The 15,421-nt window shown below is 57.8% G+C and carries 16 protein-coding genes, 1 tRNA gene and 1 pseudogene; 10 read left to right on the plus strand and 8 right to left on the minus strand.

The features are described from left to right. Positions 1–92 precede the first annotated feature (92 nt). A complete protein-coding gene (locus tag GTQ41_RS01565) occupies positions 93–2,186 on the minus strand; it encodes a TonB-dependent siderophore receptor (RefSeq protein WP_047290835.1) in 2,094 nt (697 codons plus the stop codon). 256 nt (positions 2,187–2,442) lie between these two features. On the opposite strand from GTQ41_RS01565, the gene GTQ41_RS01570 reads away from it, so the two are divergent. The 6 genes from GTQ41_RS01570 to GTQ41_RS01595 all read left to right on the plus strand — a co-directional run bounded on the left by GTQ41_RS01570 (position 2,443) and on the right by GTQ41_RS01595 (position 7,136). Then, the gene (locus tag GTQ41_RS01570; RefSeq protein WP_047290836.1) at positions 2,443–3,111 is read left to right on the plus strand and encodes a DsbA family protein; all 669 of its coding nucleotides are present in this window, start codon (positions 2,443–2,445) and stop codon (positions 3,109–3,111) included. Positions 3,112–3,406: 295 nt separating this feature from the next. Continuing rightward, on the plus strand, positions 3,407–4,693 hold the full coding sequence (locus tag GTQ41_RS01575) for an OprD family porin (protein ID WP_041071313.1): 1,287 nt from the start codon (positions 3,407–3,409) through the stop codon (positions 4,691–4,693). 230 nt (positions 4,694–4,923) lie between these two features. After that, a complete protein-coding gene (locus tag GTQ41_RS01580; protein ID WP_047290837.1) occupies positions 4,924–5,670 on the plus strand; it encodes a 2OG-Fe dioxygenase family protein in 747 nt (248 codons plus the stop codon). Between the two features lie 79 nt (positions 5,671–5,749). Further along, the gene (locus GTQ41_RS01585) at positions 5,750–6,127 is read left to right on the plus strand and encodes a GNAT family N-acetyltransferase (RefSeq protein ID WP_008080517.1); all 378 of its coding nucleotides are present in this window, start codon (positions 5,750–5,752) and stop codon (positions 6,125–6,127) included. Next, positions 6,124–6,840, plus strand: a complete 717-nt coding sequence (locus GTQ41_RS01590) for an AzlC family ABC transporter permease (protein ID WP_027611235.1) — start codon at positions 6,124–6,126, stop codon at positions 6,838–6,840. Before GTQ41_RS01585 ends, GTQ41_RS01590 begins: the two co-directional genes overlap by 4 nt. Continuing rightward, positions 6,819–7,136: an AzlD domain-containing protein gene (locus GTQ41_RS01595; RefSeq protein ID WP_007952614.1), complete on the plus strand. Its 318-nt coding sequence runs from the start codon at positions 6,819–6,821 to the stop codon at positions 7,134–7,136. The genes GTQ41_RS01590 and GTQ41_RS01595 overlap by 22 nt, the downstream gene beginning before the upstream one ends. Here the strand turns inward: GTQ41_RS01595 and GTQ41_RS01600 are convergent. Further along, on the minus strand, positions 7,053–7,979 hold the full coding sequence (locus GTQ41_RS01600) for a LysR family transcriptional regulator (RefSeq protein WP_007961685.1): 927 nt from the start codon (positions 7,977–7,979) through the stop codon (positions 7,053–7,055). The two genes, GTQ41_RS01595 and GTQ41_RS01600, sit on opposite strands and share 84 nt — an antisense overlap. 740 nt (positions 7,980–8,719) lie before the next feature. On the opposite strand from GTQ41_RS01600, the gene GTQ41_RS01605 reads away from it, so the two are divergent. Beyond that, positions 8,720–9,130: an MbcA/ParS/Xre antitoxin family protein gene (locus GTQ41_RS01605; RefSeq protein WP_007961687.1), complete on the plus strand. Its 411-nt coding sequence runs from the start codon at positions 8,720–8,722 to the stop codon at positions 9,128–9,130. Then, positions 9,127–9,807: an RES family NAD+ phosphorylase gene (locus GTQ41_RS01610; RefSeq protein ID WP_047290838.1), complete on the plus strand. Its 681-nt coding sequence runs from the start codon at positions 9,127–9,129 to the stop codon at positions 9,805–9,807. Before GTQ41_RS01605 ends, GTQ41_RS01610 begins: the two co-directional genes overlap by 4 nt. A gap of 49 nt (positions 9,808–9,856) precedes the next feature. On the opposite strand, the gene GTQ41_RS01615 is transcribed toward GTQ41_RS01610, so the two are convergent. Next, positions 9,857–10,132: a DUF3077 domain-containing protein gene (locus GTQ41_RS01615; protein WP_047290839.1), complete on the minus strand. Its 276-nt coding sequence runs from the start codon at positions 10,130–10,132 to the stop codon at positions 9,857–9,859. A 486-nt stretch (positions 10,133–10,618) separates the two neighbouring features. Here GTQ41_RS01615 and GTQ41_RS01620 point away from each other — a divergent pair. Both GTQ41_RS01620 and GTQ41_RS01625 read left to right on the plus strand, forming a co-directional pair. Then, a pseudogene (locus GTQ41_RS01620) lies at positions 10,619–10,935 on the plus strand (transcriptional regulator). Further along, positions 10,925–11,209: a DNA-binding transcriptional regulator gene (locus GTQ41_RS01625; protein WP_047290840.1), complete on the plus strand. Its 285-nt coding sequence runs from the start codon at positions 10,925–10,927 to the stop codon at positions 11,207–11,209. The pseudogene GTQ41_RS01620 and the gene GTQ41_RS01625 overlap by 11 nt, the downstream one beginning before the upstream one ends. A 206-nt stretch (positions 11,210–11,415) precedes the next feature. On the opposite strand, the gene GTQ41_RS01630 is transcribed toward GTQ41_RS01625, so the two are convergent. The 5 genes from GTQ41_RS01630 to GTQ41_RS01650 form a co-directional block, all read right to left on the minus strand. Further along, entirely contained in the window at positions 11,416–11,991 is a 576-nt protein-coding gene (locus GTQ41_RS01630) for an Abi family protein (RefSeq protein WP_047291025.1), read from the minus strand. A 269-nt stretch (positions 11,992–12,260) separates the two neighbouring features. After that, positions 12,261–12,336, minus strand: a tRNA-Thr gene (locus tag GTQ41_RS01635). Positions 12,337–12,755: 419 nt separating this feature from the next. Beyond that, positions 12,756–13,991 carry a methyltransferase gene (locus GTQ41_RS01640; RefSeq protein ID WP_047290841.1) on the minus strand — a complete coding sequence of 412 codons (1,236 nt, stop codon included), beginning with the start codon at positions 13,989–13,991 and terminating at the stop codon, positions 12,756–12,758. After that, positions 13,972–14,661: an ABC transporter permease gene (locus GTQ41_RS01645; RefSeq protein WP_047290842.1), complete on the minus strand. Its 690-nt coding sequence runs from the start codon at positions 14,659–14,661 to the stop codon at positions 13,972–13,974. The genes GTQ41_RS01640 and GTQ41_RS01645 overlap by 20 nt, the downstream gene beginning before the upstream one ends. Beyond that, on the minus strand, positions 14,658–15,353 hold the full coding sequence (locus GTQ41_RS01650; protein WP_007961693.1) for an ABC transporter permease: 696 nt from the start codon (positions 15,351–15,353) through the stop codon (positions 14,658–14,660). The genes GTQ41_RS01645 and GTQ41_RS01650 overlap by 4 nt, the downstream gene beginning before the upstream one ends. Positions 15,354–15,421: the final 68 nt, after the last annotated feature.

The raw sequence follows: 15,421 nt of genomic DNA on the forward strand, positions 1-15,421 counted from the left end.
ACCGAAAAGATCGCAGCCTTCGGCAGCTCCTACAGGGAAGCACACCACCCCATGCAGGAGCTGCCGAAGGCTGCGATCTTTTGATCCTGCTTTTAAAAACTGTAGGTACCGGTCATCACCACGCTGCGCGGTGCGCCTGGCTGGATCTGATATTGGCTGGTGGCCGAGGCGTAATACTCGCGGTCGGTGATGTTGTTCAGTGCCGCGCGCAAGTCCCAGTCCTTGAAGCGGTAGCCGAGCAGCGCATCCCAGCGGCCATACCCCGGCAGCACGGTGGTGTTGGCGTTGTCGGCATAACGCTGGCCAACCAGGGTCAGACCGGTTTCGCCGTACCAGCCCATTTCCGGTTTCCAGGTCAGGAACAGGCTGCCGTTGTGTTTGGCTACGTTGTTGACGCGTTTGCCTTCCAGGCCGTTGTTGTCCTTCTCGATGGTGGTGTCCTGCACGCCGACGCCACCGCGCATGTACCAGTTGCCGACCAGTTTGCCGGTGGCGGTCAGCTCCACCCCCCGTGAGCGCTGAAGACCGGTCATGACGGTCAGGGTCGGATCGTTCGGGTCGCTGGTGCGGCGGTTGTAAAGTTCCAGGTCGTAGACCGCCAGAGTGGTGCTCAAGCGATCATCCAGCCAGTCGCTTTTCACGCCGATTTCTTTCTGTTTGGTCAGCTCCGGACTCAAGTCGTTGCTATTGCCGGCAGCACCAGGGGTGATGCCGATCAGGCCGCCGCCGACGGGCGAGAAAGTCTTCGACCACGAGGCATAGAACGAATGATTCTGCAGTGGCGTCCAGACAATCCCGAAGCGCGGGCTGGTGCTGTGGCTGTCACGATCCTCAGTGAGGTTCTTGAGCTGGTTGGTCGACTCGATATCGAACGTGTCGTAGCGCAAGCCGGCCAGCAGTTGCCATTGCTCGTTCAGACGCAACTGATCCTGTACGTACACCGCGCGGCTTTCGACTTCGGTGTGGCTGTCGCTAAACACCTGCATGCTGCCGGTGTGGCGGAGCTCGCGGTTGGGGTTGAACAGGTCAAGGGAAGGCACCGGCTGCGCGCCCTGGGTCCTGCCGGTCGCGGCGTTGTACAACTTCGGATCGCGGCGCTGGCTGCCGATCTCGACGCCGGTCAGCAGGCGATGCTCAAGGCCAAAGGTATCGAAACCGCCTTCCAGTTCGAGGTTGTTATAGACGTTGCGGGTGGTCAGATCCTGGTGCCAGTGCTGGCGCGCAACCTTGTTGGTTTTCGGATCGAAGCTGGTCAGGTAGGTGTTGTCGAAATCGCTGTCGAGCTTGAATACCCCCAAGGTCTGGCGCAGCTGCCAGTTGTCGTTGATCTCGTAGGTGAGTTTCGAACGCAGGGACTGCGCCTTGTCGTCGATGAAATCGTGATCGTTGCCGTAAGTGGTCTCGCGACTGACGTCCGCCGGGCGGCCATTCACACCGGGAATGCCGCGATCCGGGGTGCGGTTGTAGCGGGTGTATTCGTATTGCACCAGCCAGTTCAGGTCCGGAGTCAGCTGCCAGCTCATCGACGGCGCGAACAGCTGGCGATTGCCGCTGACGCCGTCGCGGAAGCTGTTTTCATCCATATTGCCCATGTTCAGGCGCAGACTGAGGTTTTCGCTGGGGTCGGTGCTGAGGTCGGCGTACAGGCTGCGCAGGTCGTCGCTGCCGCCTTGGGCTTCGATGGTCGAGCGACGGCCGAACTCGGGCAGCTTGCTCACGCGGTTGACGATCCCGCCCTGGCTGCCACGGCCGTAAAGTACCGCCGCCGGACCTTTGAGCACCTCGACCCGCTCGATGTTGTGCAGGTCGCGCTTGTACTGGCTGTCGTCGCGAATGCCGTCCAGATAGAAGTCGTTGCTGGCGTCGAAGCCGCGGATGCGCAGGCTGTCGAAGCGCGTGTCGGCGCTGCTGCTGACGTTGGGAATGCCGCTCAGAGCATCGCCGATGTCGTTGGTGCCGTAGTCGGCGACGTTCGAGGTCTTGATCGAGTCGATGGCCTGCGGCACATAACGCACCGGGGTCATGGTGCGGGTCGCAGTGGTGCTGATCTTGACGCGCGGGTCTTCTGCTTGTTCTTCGGCGCTGATCGCCGTGGCGGGCAGTTCAGTGGCGGAATAAGCAAAACCGCTAGACAGAACCGCAGACAATCCAAGGGTGACGGGCGTGAGGCTGAACGGGGCAGGCATGGAAAAGCACATCCGAAAGAGTAGGGAAATTCAAACGCGCGAATGGTAATGCTTTGCATTTGCTGCCGTTATTTATTCCTGAGAAGTTCCCCTGTCAGATTGTTTCAATTTATGTCGATTTCGATACAACCTGATCAGGTAATCCATTCGACCGATTCTCGGAACAGTCTGAGAGCCATTCCGGCGTTTTTCCCCAACACGCGTAGGAATAGTCTGCCGGCATCGAATTTTCCTGATTGGTTGCCGGAGTTCTCTCATCATCCTTCACTACATATACGATCCATTGTGCGGCTGGTGCTACGGCGCCAAACCGCTGGTGCAAGCGGCACAGCAAGTGCTGCCGGTCATTGCCCATGCGGGCGGAATGATGAGCGGCGCGAGCCGTCAGCGCGTTTCGCCGCAACTGCGTGATTACGTCATGCCCCACGACCGGCGCATCGCTGAATACACCGCGCAACCTTTTGGCGAGGCGTATTTCGAAGGTCTGCTGCGGGATCAATCGGCGGTTTTCGATTCGACGCCGCCGATCGCAGCGGTGATGGCGGCAGAGTCCATCGACGGCCGTGGCCTGCAATTGCTTGGGCGTTTGCAAACGGCGCATTACGTTGAGGGACGGCGGATTGCCGATGAATCCGTACTGTTCGAACTCGCCAGTGAGTTGGGCTACGCCGAGAACACCTTTGCGGCTGCGTTTAAATCCGTTGATACGACAGCGCATGTGAAAGCCAGCCGCGCACTCTTGGCGCAACTGGGCGGCCAGGGTTTTCCAACATTGGCGCTGGAGCAGGACGGGCAATTCACCCTGATCGACATCAGCCCATGGCTTGGCAAGCCGCAGTCTTTCGCCGACTGGTTGGGACAAGCGGCGGTCGCGGTTGAGCCGGGGCAATCCGCCGCGCAATGCGGTCTCGACGGCTGCGCGTAATCGAACTGGATTCACTGGCTGGGCGCATTTCCGAGCAATGCGCTATCGCAAAATTTACGATTCTTAGACGATTTTTACCTATTTAAAGACGATTCTTGAAATTGACACATTATTGAGGGCGCGGCTACGATTCGGCCCAACGCCTGTGGCCAACCGCCATGACTCAAAAATAATAAAAGGGCCCGACACGGTTTACCGTGGGCGGGTCTTTTTGTTTCGGGGTGAAAAAAGAGTGCAATAGCGCCGTTTCAGCCGTTCGACACAGCGCGTTTCAACCCGTAATAAGGAAAACAAAATGTTGAACAAGCGAATCAGTCTGATCGCACTGGGGATGTTGAGTGCCACACAGGCCATGGCTGACGGCCAGGCCGAGTCCAAGGGTTTTGTAGAAGACAGCAGCCTCAAAGTGCTGCTGCGCAATGCCTACATCAACCGTGATTACAAAGACGGCAACGCGGACAAATCCGAGTGGGGCCAAGCGGCTATCGGTACGTTCTCGTCCGGCTTCACCCAAGGCACCATCGGCGTGGGTGTCGATGCTTTCGGCCTGTACGCCCTGAACCTGGAACGCAGCGAAGATCGCAGCGGTGCCGGCGGTATCGACTTCTTCAAACGTGGCGACAGCGGCAAGCCTGCCAATGACTTGTCCAAGGGCGGCGCTGCGGTCAAATTCCGTCTGTCCAACACCGTGCTGACCTACGGTGACCAGATGCCGGCCCTGCCGGTGCTGAACTATGACAATTCGCGTCTGCTGCCGGAAAGCTACACCGGTACCTTGATCACTTCCAAAGAGATCAAAGGCCTGCAACTGGACGCCGGTCGTTTCACTGCCGAGTCGCGCAAAAGCGCTGAAGGCCGTGACAGCGGTGGTCTGAAGGCGATCAACGTGTTGGGCGGTAGCTATCAGTTCACCGAACAATTCAAGGCGGCGCTGTACGCTTCCGACGTCGAAGACGTGCTGAAGAAGCAATACGTGAACGCCAACTACGTGTTCCCGATCGACAAGGATCAGTCCCTGACCCTGGACTTCAACGGCTATCGCACCAAGCTGGACGACTCTTACGTCCGCGAAAGTGGCGCTACCGGTGATGACAACAAGATCTGGAGCCTGGCAGCAACGTTCGCCACCGGCCCGCACTCGTTCACCGTGGCGCATCAGCGCTCCACCGGCGACAGCAACCTGGGCTACGCCTACGGCGGCTATCAGAAAGAGCAAGGTCGTGTCGGTGACGGTGGCAACACCATCTACCTGGCCAACTCCTACTGGTCGGACTTCAACGCCGAAGACGAGCGCAGCTGGCAGTTGGGCTACGGCCTGGACTTCGGCGCATTCGGCGTACCGGGTCTGAGCTACAACTTCGCTTATGTGCGTGGCGACAACATCACCACCTCCACCAGCGAAGGCGGCACCGAGCGCGAGATTTTCAACCAGGTCAAATACGTCGTACAAAGTGGTCCGGCGAAAGACTTGAGCGTGAAATTGCGCAGCTCGATCCTGCGCGTGTCGCAGAAATCCAGCGAGTACAACGTCAGCGGCAACGAGTTGCGTGTATTCGTGGATTACCCGATCAACATCTTCTGATGAACGATCCGGTGTAAGAAACATGAGAAAACCCCGACTGGTTCGGGGTTTTTTTTCGAGGTCTTTTCTGCGAAAACCGGAAAAACCCGTGTTTTTGTCACGTAAAAGTGGTTTTCAAGCGCCTTCAAGTACCGTTTCAAACAGGGCTTTAAATGCCTGAAATTCTTTCTCATGGACGCAAATTCTCCACCTAATAGATTAGGCCGCTCAACGCAGCGGAGAATTTGGTAATGATCGTTTTGAACAGAGAAGTGGGCGAATCGCTACGGCGCGACAAATATGTCAACGTCCAGGGTGGTGACTTCAATCTCTACGGTCATTTTGCCGACTTCGTCAGACTGACCAAAAGTTGGGAAAACATGGAGCCAGACAGTTACTACGGTCAGGCCGAAGCCGGCATGCGTTACCGTCGTTACAGCGACTTTGAATACAACCCGAAAACACGTGAGCTCAAGCAACTCGAGCATCGCGCCTACGTGCAGTCCAAGGAAAACAACGCCTACGTGGGCGGTGTTGTGCGGCACTTTCAGGACTTCTCCGATGAAGTGATTAATTCGCCGGTGATGCGCAGCCTGATCGACACCGATTTTGAGGTGTACAAAAGCGTGCTGCCGGAAGAACTGCACGATGAAATCTGGCAGTGCCAGATTCATCAGATCCGCATCGAGATCAAACCCGGCAAGCAGCTGGAAATCACCCCGGAAGGGATTCACTGCGACGGCTATCCGTTCAGCGGTGTGCACTTCTGGGGGCGCAACAATGTCGAGGGCGCGGAGAGTCGTCTTTACGACATCCACGAGCATCAATTGGCGTCGACCACCTACCAGGAAATTCTCGACACCACCTACTTCCTTGACCGCGACATGCGCCACTACGTGACCCCCGCGCGCAACACCCACACGCATGCCATGGCGTACCGGCAGATTCTGGCGATTTCCTTCTCGCGGCCCGGGACCGCTTTCGACATTGTTCGCTAATCAGATCACCCCAATCGACGGCGTCGAGTGCTCGACGCCGGTGGTGCTGCGACGTGCCACCGCCAAGGACGCGCAGCGCATGGAGCGCTTCTTCCGCCAGTTCGACGAAGTGTCGTTCTGCGAATGGCAGGACGCCAAATGCCTGCGCGGCGTGTTGATCCAGAAGACCACCACCGCCTATCTGGCCTTCGACGTCGCGGGCGAAATCGTCGGTGCGGTGCTTGGCGGCATGCTCGGCAGTCGCGGCACCATCAACCACTTGGCGGTCAGCCCACGCTATCGCAGCCAGGGCGTCGGCCAGCGGCTGGTGGAAGCGGCGTCGTCCGACATGAAACGGGTCGGTGTATTACGGATGTTTCTGTTCGTCGACGATGCTAACCTCGCGGGCAAGCGATTCTGGACTGCCCAGGGTTTTTGCGAACCCCACGGCGAGCGGACATTTGAGAGGGATCTATGAATGAAACGTCCGGCAGTGCGCCGCTGATGGCTGCCCATCAGCCATCGCGCACGTTTGCCGAAGCCAGCCCGGTGGTGGCCGGTTACTTCACGGTGTCATTCGTGTTCGGGCTGATGGCGGTCAATGCCGGGCTGCCGATGTGGCTGCCGGTGGCGATGTGTTTATTCGTCTACGCCGGCGCTTCGCAATTTGCCGCGCTGGCGCTGATCTCCAGTGGTGCGTCGCTGACCACCATCGTATTGACCACCTTCCTGATCAATGCGCGGCACATGCTGATGTCGGTGTACATGGCCAAGGCCCTGCGCGCACTGGGCCTCAGTCGCATGGAACGCTGGGCCTACGCCGGTGGACTGACCGACGAATCCTTCGCGTTTCACAGCGTCAAACTGGGCACCGGCGCGCCGGTCAACATCCGTTACCTGATCGGCTTCAACCTGTTCTGCCACACCTCATGGGTGCTGGGAGGATTGTTGGGCGCTGTCTGCGCGCAATATGCGTCGCACCTGATCAAATATCAGCTCGACTACGCGCTGACCGCGATGATGCTCTACGTGCTGGTGTCGCTGTGCAACACCCGCAACAAACTCATCGCCGCCGCGGCTGCCGTCGTCTGCATGGGCGCGCTGAGCCTGGTCGGCACTTCGCCATTCAATGTTTTCATCGCCACGTTTGTGGGCTGCGGAGTGGGTGTATGCCTGACCAAACGTTCCTGATTCTGGTGGTCGCGCTGATGATGGCCGTGACCTTCCTGCCACGCGCGCTGCCGCTGCAAGTCAACACCGAGCACTGGCCGCCATTCGTTGCGCGGGCGCTGGAATACTTGCCGGTGGCGATCGTCGCTGCGATCAGCCTGACACCCTTGTTGATCAAGGATCAGCACATACAGCTCGATCGCCCGGAATTTTATGCAGCCATTCCGACGTTGCTATGTGCGTATTTCAGCAAAAACCTCTTTCTCAGTGTGGCGGTTGGGACGGCTGCGTACATTGCGCTCGGCTCGTTCATGTAGCGGCAGATCGACCACGTCGTTCAGGGCCTGGCCTGACAGGTTCGGGTTGTTCACCGCCAGACGCACTTCGAGAAAATCCTCGAAACCGGGGAAGATCGTCAGGCCGTTCTTTTGTGCGGCCTCACGCGACACCATGCCGACTGCGTCCATCTGCGTGATCAACGACAGCGTCAGGGTCTCGCTGCAGGAATAGACCATGCGCTGACCGTTCTCGTGATTGCCCAGTCCGGCGTCGAGAAAACGCAGGAAGCTGTGGGAATACGGACAATCTTCCGCAGGACGCACCTGAAACTTGTTGCCCAGCAACGTCAGTGGATCGTTTTCCTGCCCGCAATGGGCACCGACCACCTGCACCTGCACATCCGGCAAAACAATGCTCGGCAAACCCGGCCGCTGCGGGCCGATCAGCACCGCGAGGTCAAAGTCCTCATTCTTCAGCTTGCTGAGGTTTTCCATCGACTCGGCGTAGCTGAATTCCATCTGGTAATCGGGAAACACCTCAATCAGGCGTCCGATCATTCGCCGGTTGAAGTCAGACGACAACGTGTTGTTCAACGCGACCTTCAACGTGCGCTGGCCAGGCACCTTGAGCGCCTCGACCTTTTCTTCCATCTGTCGCGTGGCAATCAGCACTTTGTCCATGTAGGGCGTCAGCTCCGTGCCTTGCGGCGTCAGCGTCAGCCCTTTGTTGGAACGTCGAAACAAGCGGAAACCGAACTGCTCTTCGACCTTGTTCAACTGCGCGGCCAGGGCCTGCACAGTCAGGCACGAATGCTCGGCTGCGGCCGACAACGAGCCGGTCTGCACGATGCGCATGAGGTTGCGTAAGGTTCTGCTATCCATGGGTAATGCCCTCTGAAGTGGGCTGGGTATTGTTGTTTACGAGACTGCCGATCCGGCGTCATATGCCGGCTATATTCCAGCACCTGAGCATAGTTGTCGCGGATTTAGTAGCGAATTGATGTCCCTGCCGATGGCTGGAAGCTGACACAGGATCGGGATTTTTGATGACGTGGGGGTGATTGGGGTCAAGAAAAGTGCGTGGTTTTGGTGCGCCGGGAGGGTTTTTCGAGGAGAAACGGCTTATGGCTCCTGTAATTTCCCCGGCGAGATATGCGCATATTTTTCAGCTTTGAGCGCGAGTGCCCTTAGCATCAGGGATGCTTTCCAATTTCGTCTTCACCAGTTTGTTGCGACTCTAGAGCCGCCATTCACGGGACGCTGAAGAGCGTCCGCATGTGAATGCACATAGGCAAAATTCGCCAGCACTTCGACTAGGCAAGCGAAATGCTCAAATAAACCAGGCAATAAAAAACCGACATTGCTGTCGGCTTTTTGCTCCCTTGAACAAGGGTAGAGGTCTCACCCGAGCGCTGATCTTCAGGTCATCAACGGGGTTCCTAACGCCGACTATCGCCACCTGATGGCAGTCGGTTTCGCGCTCTTGAGGCAGATCCTCTGCTACGGAACATTAACGTGTCAACTTGGAAATTCTTAGGCGTTTATTCGTATGCGAATAATTTCATGTAAAAAATTCATATGTGTACTACGCTCATCTTGCGGACCCGCTTAGAAGGACGATCATGCCTACCTCATCCCCAGCCCTCACCCCACGCGAACAACTCGACGTCCCCGAGGCCGGGCGCGTCGCGCTGAAGTTTTTCTTCAATCTCATGGAGCGCTGGGGTTGCAACGCCGAGCAGCAGCGCACGCTGCTGGGCGGCGTCGGCAACACCACGTTCTACAAGTACAAACACCTGCCGCCGAACATTCGCCTGCCGCACGACACGCTGGAGCGTATCTCGTACCTGATGGGCATTCACAAGGCGTTAAGCATCATCTTCAGCAACAGCCGTGAGCGCGCTTACACCTGGGTCAGCAGCCCCAACACCGCTGCGCCATTCAATGGTCGAACGGCGCTGGATTACATGCTGGCGGGGAGGGTGGTCGACATCGCCGACGTACGCCGCTACCTCGACGGGGTGCGCGGTTGAAGGCCCCGCCGCTGGCTGAGCCGCAATGGCCGAAGGCCTACCGGATCGTCAACAGCAGCTTCCCGCCGATTGCGCTGTTCGAAGACGTGCTCGACCCCGAAGACCTGGAAATCGCCTACGCGCTGGAAGCGCTGACCAATGATCGCCTGATCGAACAGGCCGGCATCCTCGCCCGCGTGCGCCCCGAAGACTGGCTCTCCGGCCCCGGCTCAACCCCGGTGATGGCGGCGTTCACCCACATCGGCAAAAGCAGCCGCTTCACCGATGGCACCTTCGGCGTCTACTACGCCGCCAGCAGCCAGGCCGCGGCCATCGCCGAAACCTGCTATCACCAGGAGCGTTTCCTCGCGGCCACCAGCGAGGCGGATCTTGAGTTGACCATGCGCACTTACGTCAATCGGGTGGTTAAGCCGCTGCACGATGTCCGTGATGGTTTTGCACATTTGCATCAACCCGATCCGGAAGCCTATGGCCCGTCACAGGCGTTTGCCCGACAACTGCGCGAGTCTGAATCGTGGGGAATGCTCTACAACAGCGTGCGTTTGCCGGGCCACGAATGTGTCGCTGCGTTCCGCCCGCCGGCCGTGTCGATTCCGAAGCAGGGTAAGCATTTGCGTTATGTGTGGAGTGCGAGTCAACGCAGGATTTCGTTTGTGTTTGAGATCAGTCAGGTTTGAATCGCAAAAAGCCCTCGCATCAACGAGGGCTTCATGTGGGTGATTACATCTACGGCTTGTCCGGCGGCGCATCCATCACTTTCACGACATCATCGATCAACGCCTTGCTTAACTCCTGCAGATACTGGGAGGCGTAAGCGTGAAGGTCAGGATCGCGAGAGACTGTGGAATCTGCAGTCAGTAGCTTGGAGATGTGAAGCAAGTGTGAGGCGTGCGAGAGGGCGGCGATTACTGGCACACCACGATTGGTGCGGAACAGCGCTTGATTGGCCTGGAAGGAAAAGTGCGTGAGGCCTGGGGTTTTCAAATCGAGGTAGTGGGTCATTTCGCTTCACCTGCCGTGGTTAAGGAAGTGGAGTGAGGTGACCGGTGCCATTGCTAGGCGGATTACGGATGGATCATTGGCATTCATTTGTGAACTCCCTGTATCAAATGAGAGCTGCCAATTCGTTATCAGGCGAATGGGTGGCAGCTATGCGCGGGCTGATAAACCGGAGATACAGGAACCCGGCAGACCCGAAGGTCTCCCACGCACAGCCGCCATTGCACGGTAATGCAGACACAAAAAAGCGCCGGCAAACGTGAATTGGGGCGCTGGTGCGCCTGTATCTTACCCGGGTTATCAGGCCCGGTCGCTGAATTGGCAGCGACGAGCTGAACGGTAGCTTTGCGAGGGGCGAATGAGCAACGGTGGCTAGCAGTGGCTTCTCGTTACAACAGATTTCACAACTCTTCGCGCCATGCATTTCGTCGATCTGTCCCCATAAGCGTTTATGGTTTGTTTATACGGCGTAGCCGTATAGTTCGGTTCATGTATACAATCATCGAAACGGAAATGTTCAAGCGCTATGCAGAGGCCATATGGGGTGATGGTGAACGCCATGAATTCATCAATTGGCTTGCTGCAAATCCTCTGGCTGGTGATGTCGTGCCTGGCAGTGGAGGTTTGCGTAAGGTGCGGTGGACTCGTAGCGGCATGGGCAAGCGAGGCGGTACACGCGTCATTTATTACAACACGCTTTCTGAAGGCTCGATTTGGTTGCTCATTGCCTACCCAAGGCAAAGCTCGACAACTTGCCCGTAGCCTTCCTTAAGCAACTGAAGGAGGAAATCAGCGATGGTCGATGAACTGGAGCAATTCCAGCAGGACTTGCTGGAATCTGTACGTCAGATGAAGGCCGGAAAGGCCGCGCGCGTAACGCAGGTGCCGCTCTCTGCGGCAGCGGAAGCACGTGCCAAAGTGGGCGTTTCACAAAGTGCGTTTGCCAAACTTATCGGTGTGAGTCTGCGCACATTGCAGGATTGGGAGCAGGGTCGCCGTCAGCCGACGGGTGCGGCGCAAACTCTCTTGCGGGTTGCAAGTCAGCATCCGGAAGCGTTGCGGGATCTGCTCCCTGCTTGATACCACTTAAAGCCTTTTGGCTGACTTCTGCTACAGAAAACAACGAAGCCCTTGCATTTCTGCAGAGGCTTCGTTTTGTATGGCGTCGGCACTAAAATCGTAAAAAAGAATTAAGGCTGCGACTCTCTATTAATTGATAAACGTGGCCTGCCCCCCAATTTTGCCGTCCCCCAATTCTGCCAACAGGTTGGACACCGTTCCAAGGCTCAGTCTTCCAGAACAGCCCAGGCGGGTGGCAACTCGGGATGGGAATAGGTTGATCTGTAGAATCGAAAATAGTTATCGCGCATGCGATTTTCAATTCGCCGCTGCTGGATCTGATCTGCTCGGCTGCTCTTTTTTATACGGTCAATCTCACGTCCAAGTTTGTTGCGCTCCTTGCTCAGTTGATCTCGCAGGGGCCGCAATAAATCAGAATGTGAGTATGACGAGGAGAAGATTGACGCCTCAGCTATCCATTCAGGCCCGTACTTAGGGCACATGTGGTTGCTGATAGTCGCTCGTATGGCGACTTCCACACGTTCGATAGCATCCATGGTAATGCGGCGCAACGAACCGTCGAAACGATAGATGTCGACGACTGCTTTTAGAGTGCTACCAGGCTTGAAGGTGTGTTCAGGGTTCGTTTCCTGAAAAGGGCGCATGTAGGGGCTCAGGCGAAACAGCGTGACCACTTCAAGGAAACACATGGCGCGGTCGTCGTTTGCGACTTGTAGGCCTCGTTGCTTTAGCAGTTCCAATTGCTGTTCTACGCTGAGGGCCGGCTTGTCGAAGGGCCTCATGTAGTTTTCTCCGGGCAAAAAAAAACCGCACGATTTGAGCTTGCTGACTGGGTCAACCTAGGCTTGGCGGGTGTGTTGGGGTGCATTCTAGGTGGGTGCGAGAGCCCGTCAATGTTGGGCTGATGTGAAATTGTAACGGCTTGAAGCACAGGGGACGGAGTTTGAGATAAGGGGCCGCAGGTCTGGTCGCAGCAATGTGGAAACCTCTGCGGAGTCCAAACGCCAGAAACAACAAAGCCCCTGCATTTCTGCAGGGGCTTTGTTTTGTATGGTGCCGGCACCAGGAGTCGAACCCGGGACCTACTGATTACAAGTCAGTTGCTCTACCAACTGAGCTATACCGGCGTGTGGGCGACGATTATAGCGATTGGGAGGGTTCTGTAAACCCCTGAATTCAGACTATTTTTACGCACGCGCTGGATCAGGCGCGGAATGGGCTGTGTCATTAGGTTTTAAACTGCAAAATCGAGCTGTGCGACGCCAGTCCAGCAAGAGACCGATGGCAGGATTTCCGCACCGTTCAAGCACCCATTTCACCCGTTTATGTCCTTTTGATTGGAAGCTTATGCACAACGGATCGGCGCGACCTTGGCGTTGCAGGGGAATTTGTGGACACGTTCTCATTTTGTGCGCAAAGCCCTGTTTTACAGGTTTTTTATCAATATGAACAAAAAATGACCAATGCTGTTTTGGTCATGCAATGGCCGTGGATATTGGATCCACGGGAAAACCATCAACAGAGTTATCCACAGGCTGTGAAAGTTTCAGGCGCGTTCGGCCAGCAGCAGAAAATTACGCGGCGTCAGCGAGCTGTCGCAGAAGGTGCCGAGTCGTACGACGTACCCCTGTTCGGCGAGGAAAATGGCTCGATCAAGGTTCAGCCAAAGCTCCAATGGTCGTCGGTATAGTCCACGCAGTAATTCCAGGTTGCGAACTTCGGCCAATCGCTGCCAACCGGCGGCTTCCAGTGCCTGCCAATCTGGCGTGCTGATTGTGGATAACTCTTTCAGCGCTGCCAGGTCGCGGCAGTAATCGGCGAAAGGTTTGTCCAGCCAGGCATTGGGCAGGGACGGGGTGGGCAGGTATTCGTCTACTCCGCGTACTTGTCGTTGCAGCAGATCAAAGGCCAAACGTCGCGCCATGGAGGTGTCGCGCTGACGTCGGACTCTTGCACCGGCGGTGACGGTTTCGCTCATGGGCAGCGCCAGATCTTCGAGCGAGAGCTGTAGGGCGGATCGCAAACCCGCTGAGGACAATGCCCGATACTCGCTGCGATTAATCCGGTTGTAACAGCACGGGGCGATGGCCATCTGCTGACATCCGGCCGCGCTTGCCAGTTGCATCAGGCGCACATGCAAATCACCGCAGGCGTGCAGGGCGACCGGGGTGTGGTGAGCGCTCAGCACGGTTGCCGCATCTGTTGCGAGCACATCCTGCTCGACATGCAGGGCGTGCAAATGATGACGCTGACTCAGGGCCTGACCGCTGGCGACCAACGCCGGATCGTATTCAACACAGGTCAGCTGTTGCCCGGCGCTCAACAGGCGCCGGCCCAGATGCCCCTTGCCGGAACACCAGTCCAGCCAATGCGTTGGCGGCGAGGCGAAAGACAAACGGCTGCCGAACGCTTCGATCTGCTGCCACTTGCGTCCCGGTACGTCGACATTCAATCGATGGCCTGCAGTTTCCAGCGCATGTCCCGGCAACTCACCCACTGCGCTCAGCTCAGCCGACAACGCCGCCAATGAGGCGAACGGCTCCGGGGCATCGGCGAGATCGGCGGGATGATTATGTGCACGCTCTGCATCTTCCAGCGATCGTCCGCGTAGCCACGAAGCCAATTCGGGGTAGGCGGTTTCCCATGGAAGCGAAAGATGAGTGAACGGACGAGGTTTCCACAGCGCCTGATGCGCCGTAAGAAAATCATCCAGCGCGGTGAAGCGGGCGAGTAGGGCCTCGCCCGTCAGCACGTGGGAAGTTTCAACGCCCTTGGCAGGCATCGACGTGCAGCCAGCGCTCCAGCAGCTTGAAGCCGCGCACCAGCACGTAGGACATCAGCAGATAGAACACGCCGGCGGCGAAGAAGATTTCCACCGGCAGGTAGGTGCGCGCGATGATCGTGCGGGCCATGCCGGTCAGTTCCAGCAGGGTCACGGTGCTCGCCAGTGCGCTGGCCTTGAGCATCAGGATCACTTCATTGCTGTAGGCCGGCAGGCCGATGCGCGCCGCACGCGGCAGCATGATGTAGAACATCGCTTTGGGCTTGGACATGCCCAGTGCTCGCGCCGCTTCGATTTCGCCCGGCGGAATCGCCTGGATCGCGCCGCGCAGGATCTCGGCGATGTACGCCGCCGTGTGCAGGGTCATGGTCGCGGTGGTACACCAGAACGGATCGCGCAGGTACGGCCACAGCGCGCTGCTGCGCACCGCATCGAACTGCGCCAGGCCGTAATAGACGAGGAACAGTTGCACCAGCAACGGCGTGCCACGGAAAAAGAAGATGTAGGCGTAGGGCAAGGCGCGCACGTACCACAGCTTCGACGAGCGGGCGATGCCCAGCGGAATCGCCAGCAGCAAGCCGGCAATCACGGCAATCGCCACCAGTTCGAGGGTCAAAGTCGCGCCCTGCGCCAGTTTCGGCAGCCACTTGATGATCACTTCCCAGTTCATGAAGCGCTCCTCGCAAAGCCGCGAGCGGCGCGTTTTTCCAGGAAGTGCATGCCGGTCATCGCCAGCACCGTCAGGCCGAGGTACATGACTGCGGCCACCAGATAGAAGGTGAACGGTTGTTTCGACACGGTCACGCCGATCTGCGCGTGACGCATGATTTCTTCCAGGCCGATTACCGAGACCAGCGCGGTGTCTTTCATCAGGATCATGAACAGGTTGCCCAGGCCGGGCAGGGCGATGCGCCACATCTGCGGCATGATCAACTTGGTGAAGATCCGCCATTTCGACAGGCCCAGCGCCACACCGGCTTCACGGTGGCCCTTGGGAATGGCAAGGATTGCGCCGCGAAACACTTCCGTGGCGTAGGCGCCGAAGCACAGACCCAGCGCGATTACGCCGGCGGCGAAGGCGCTGAGTTGCAGGTCGGGGTTGCCGAAAAACTCACCGAGGCTGCGCATCAAGTTGACCGTACCGAAATAGATCAACAGCACCCAGAGCAATTCCGGGACGCCACGCACCAGCGTCGAATAAGTGCCGCCAAGCCACTGCAGCGGCTTGTACGGGGAAGTCTTGGCCAAGGCGCCGAGCAGACCGAGCACCAGTCCCAGGCACAGGGCCGTCAGCGCCAGTTTGACGGTCATCAGCGCACCGGCAGCGAGGGCCGGGCCGAATCCGTAGAGGTCGATAATCATGGATTTCTTTTCAAATCGCGGCAGGCAAGGCCGGGAGCCGGCGCCGTCGGTGGATGGCGCCGGTCCCG

It is taken from the genome of Pseudomonas sp. AN-B15, assembly GCF_019056475.1.
In the GTDB taxonomy this organism is placed as follows: Bacteria; Pseudomonadota; Gammaproteobacteria; order Pseudomonadales; family Pseudomonadaceae; genus Aquipseudomonas; species Aquipseudomonas parakoreensis.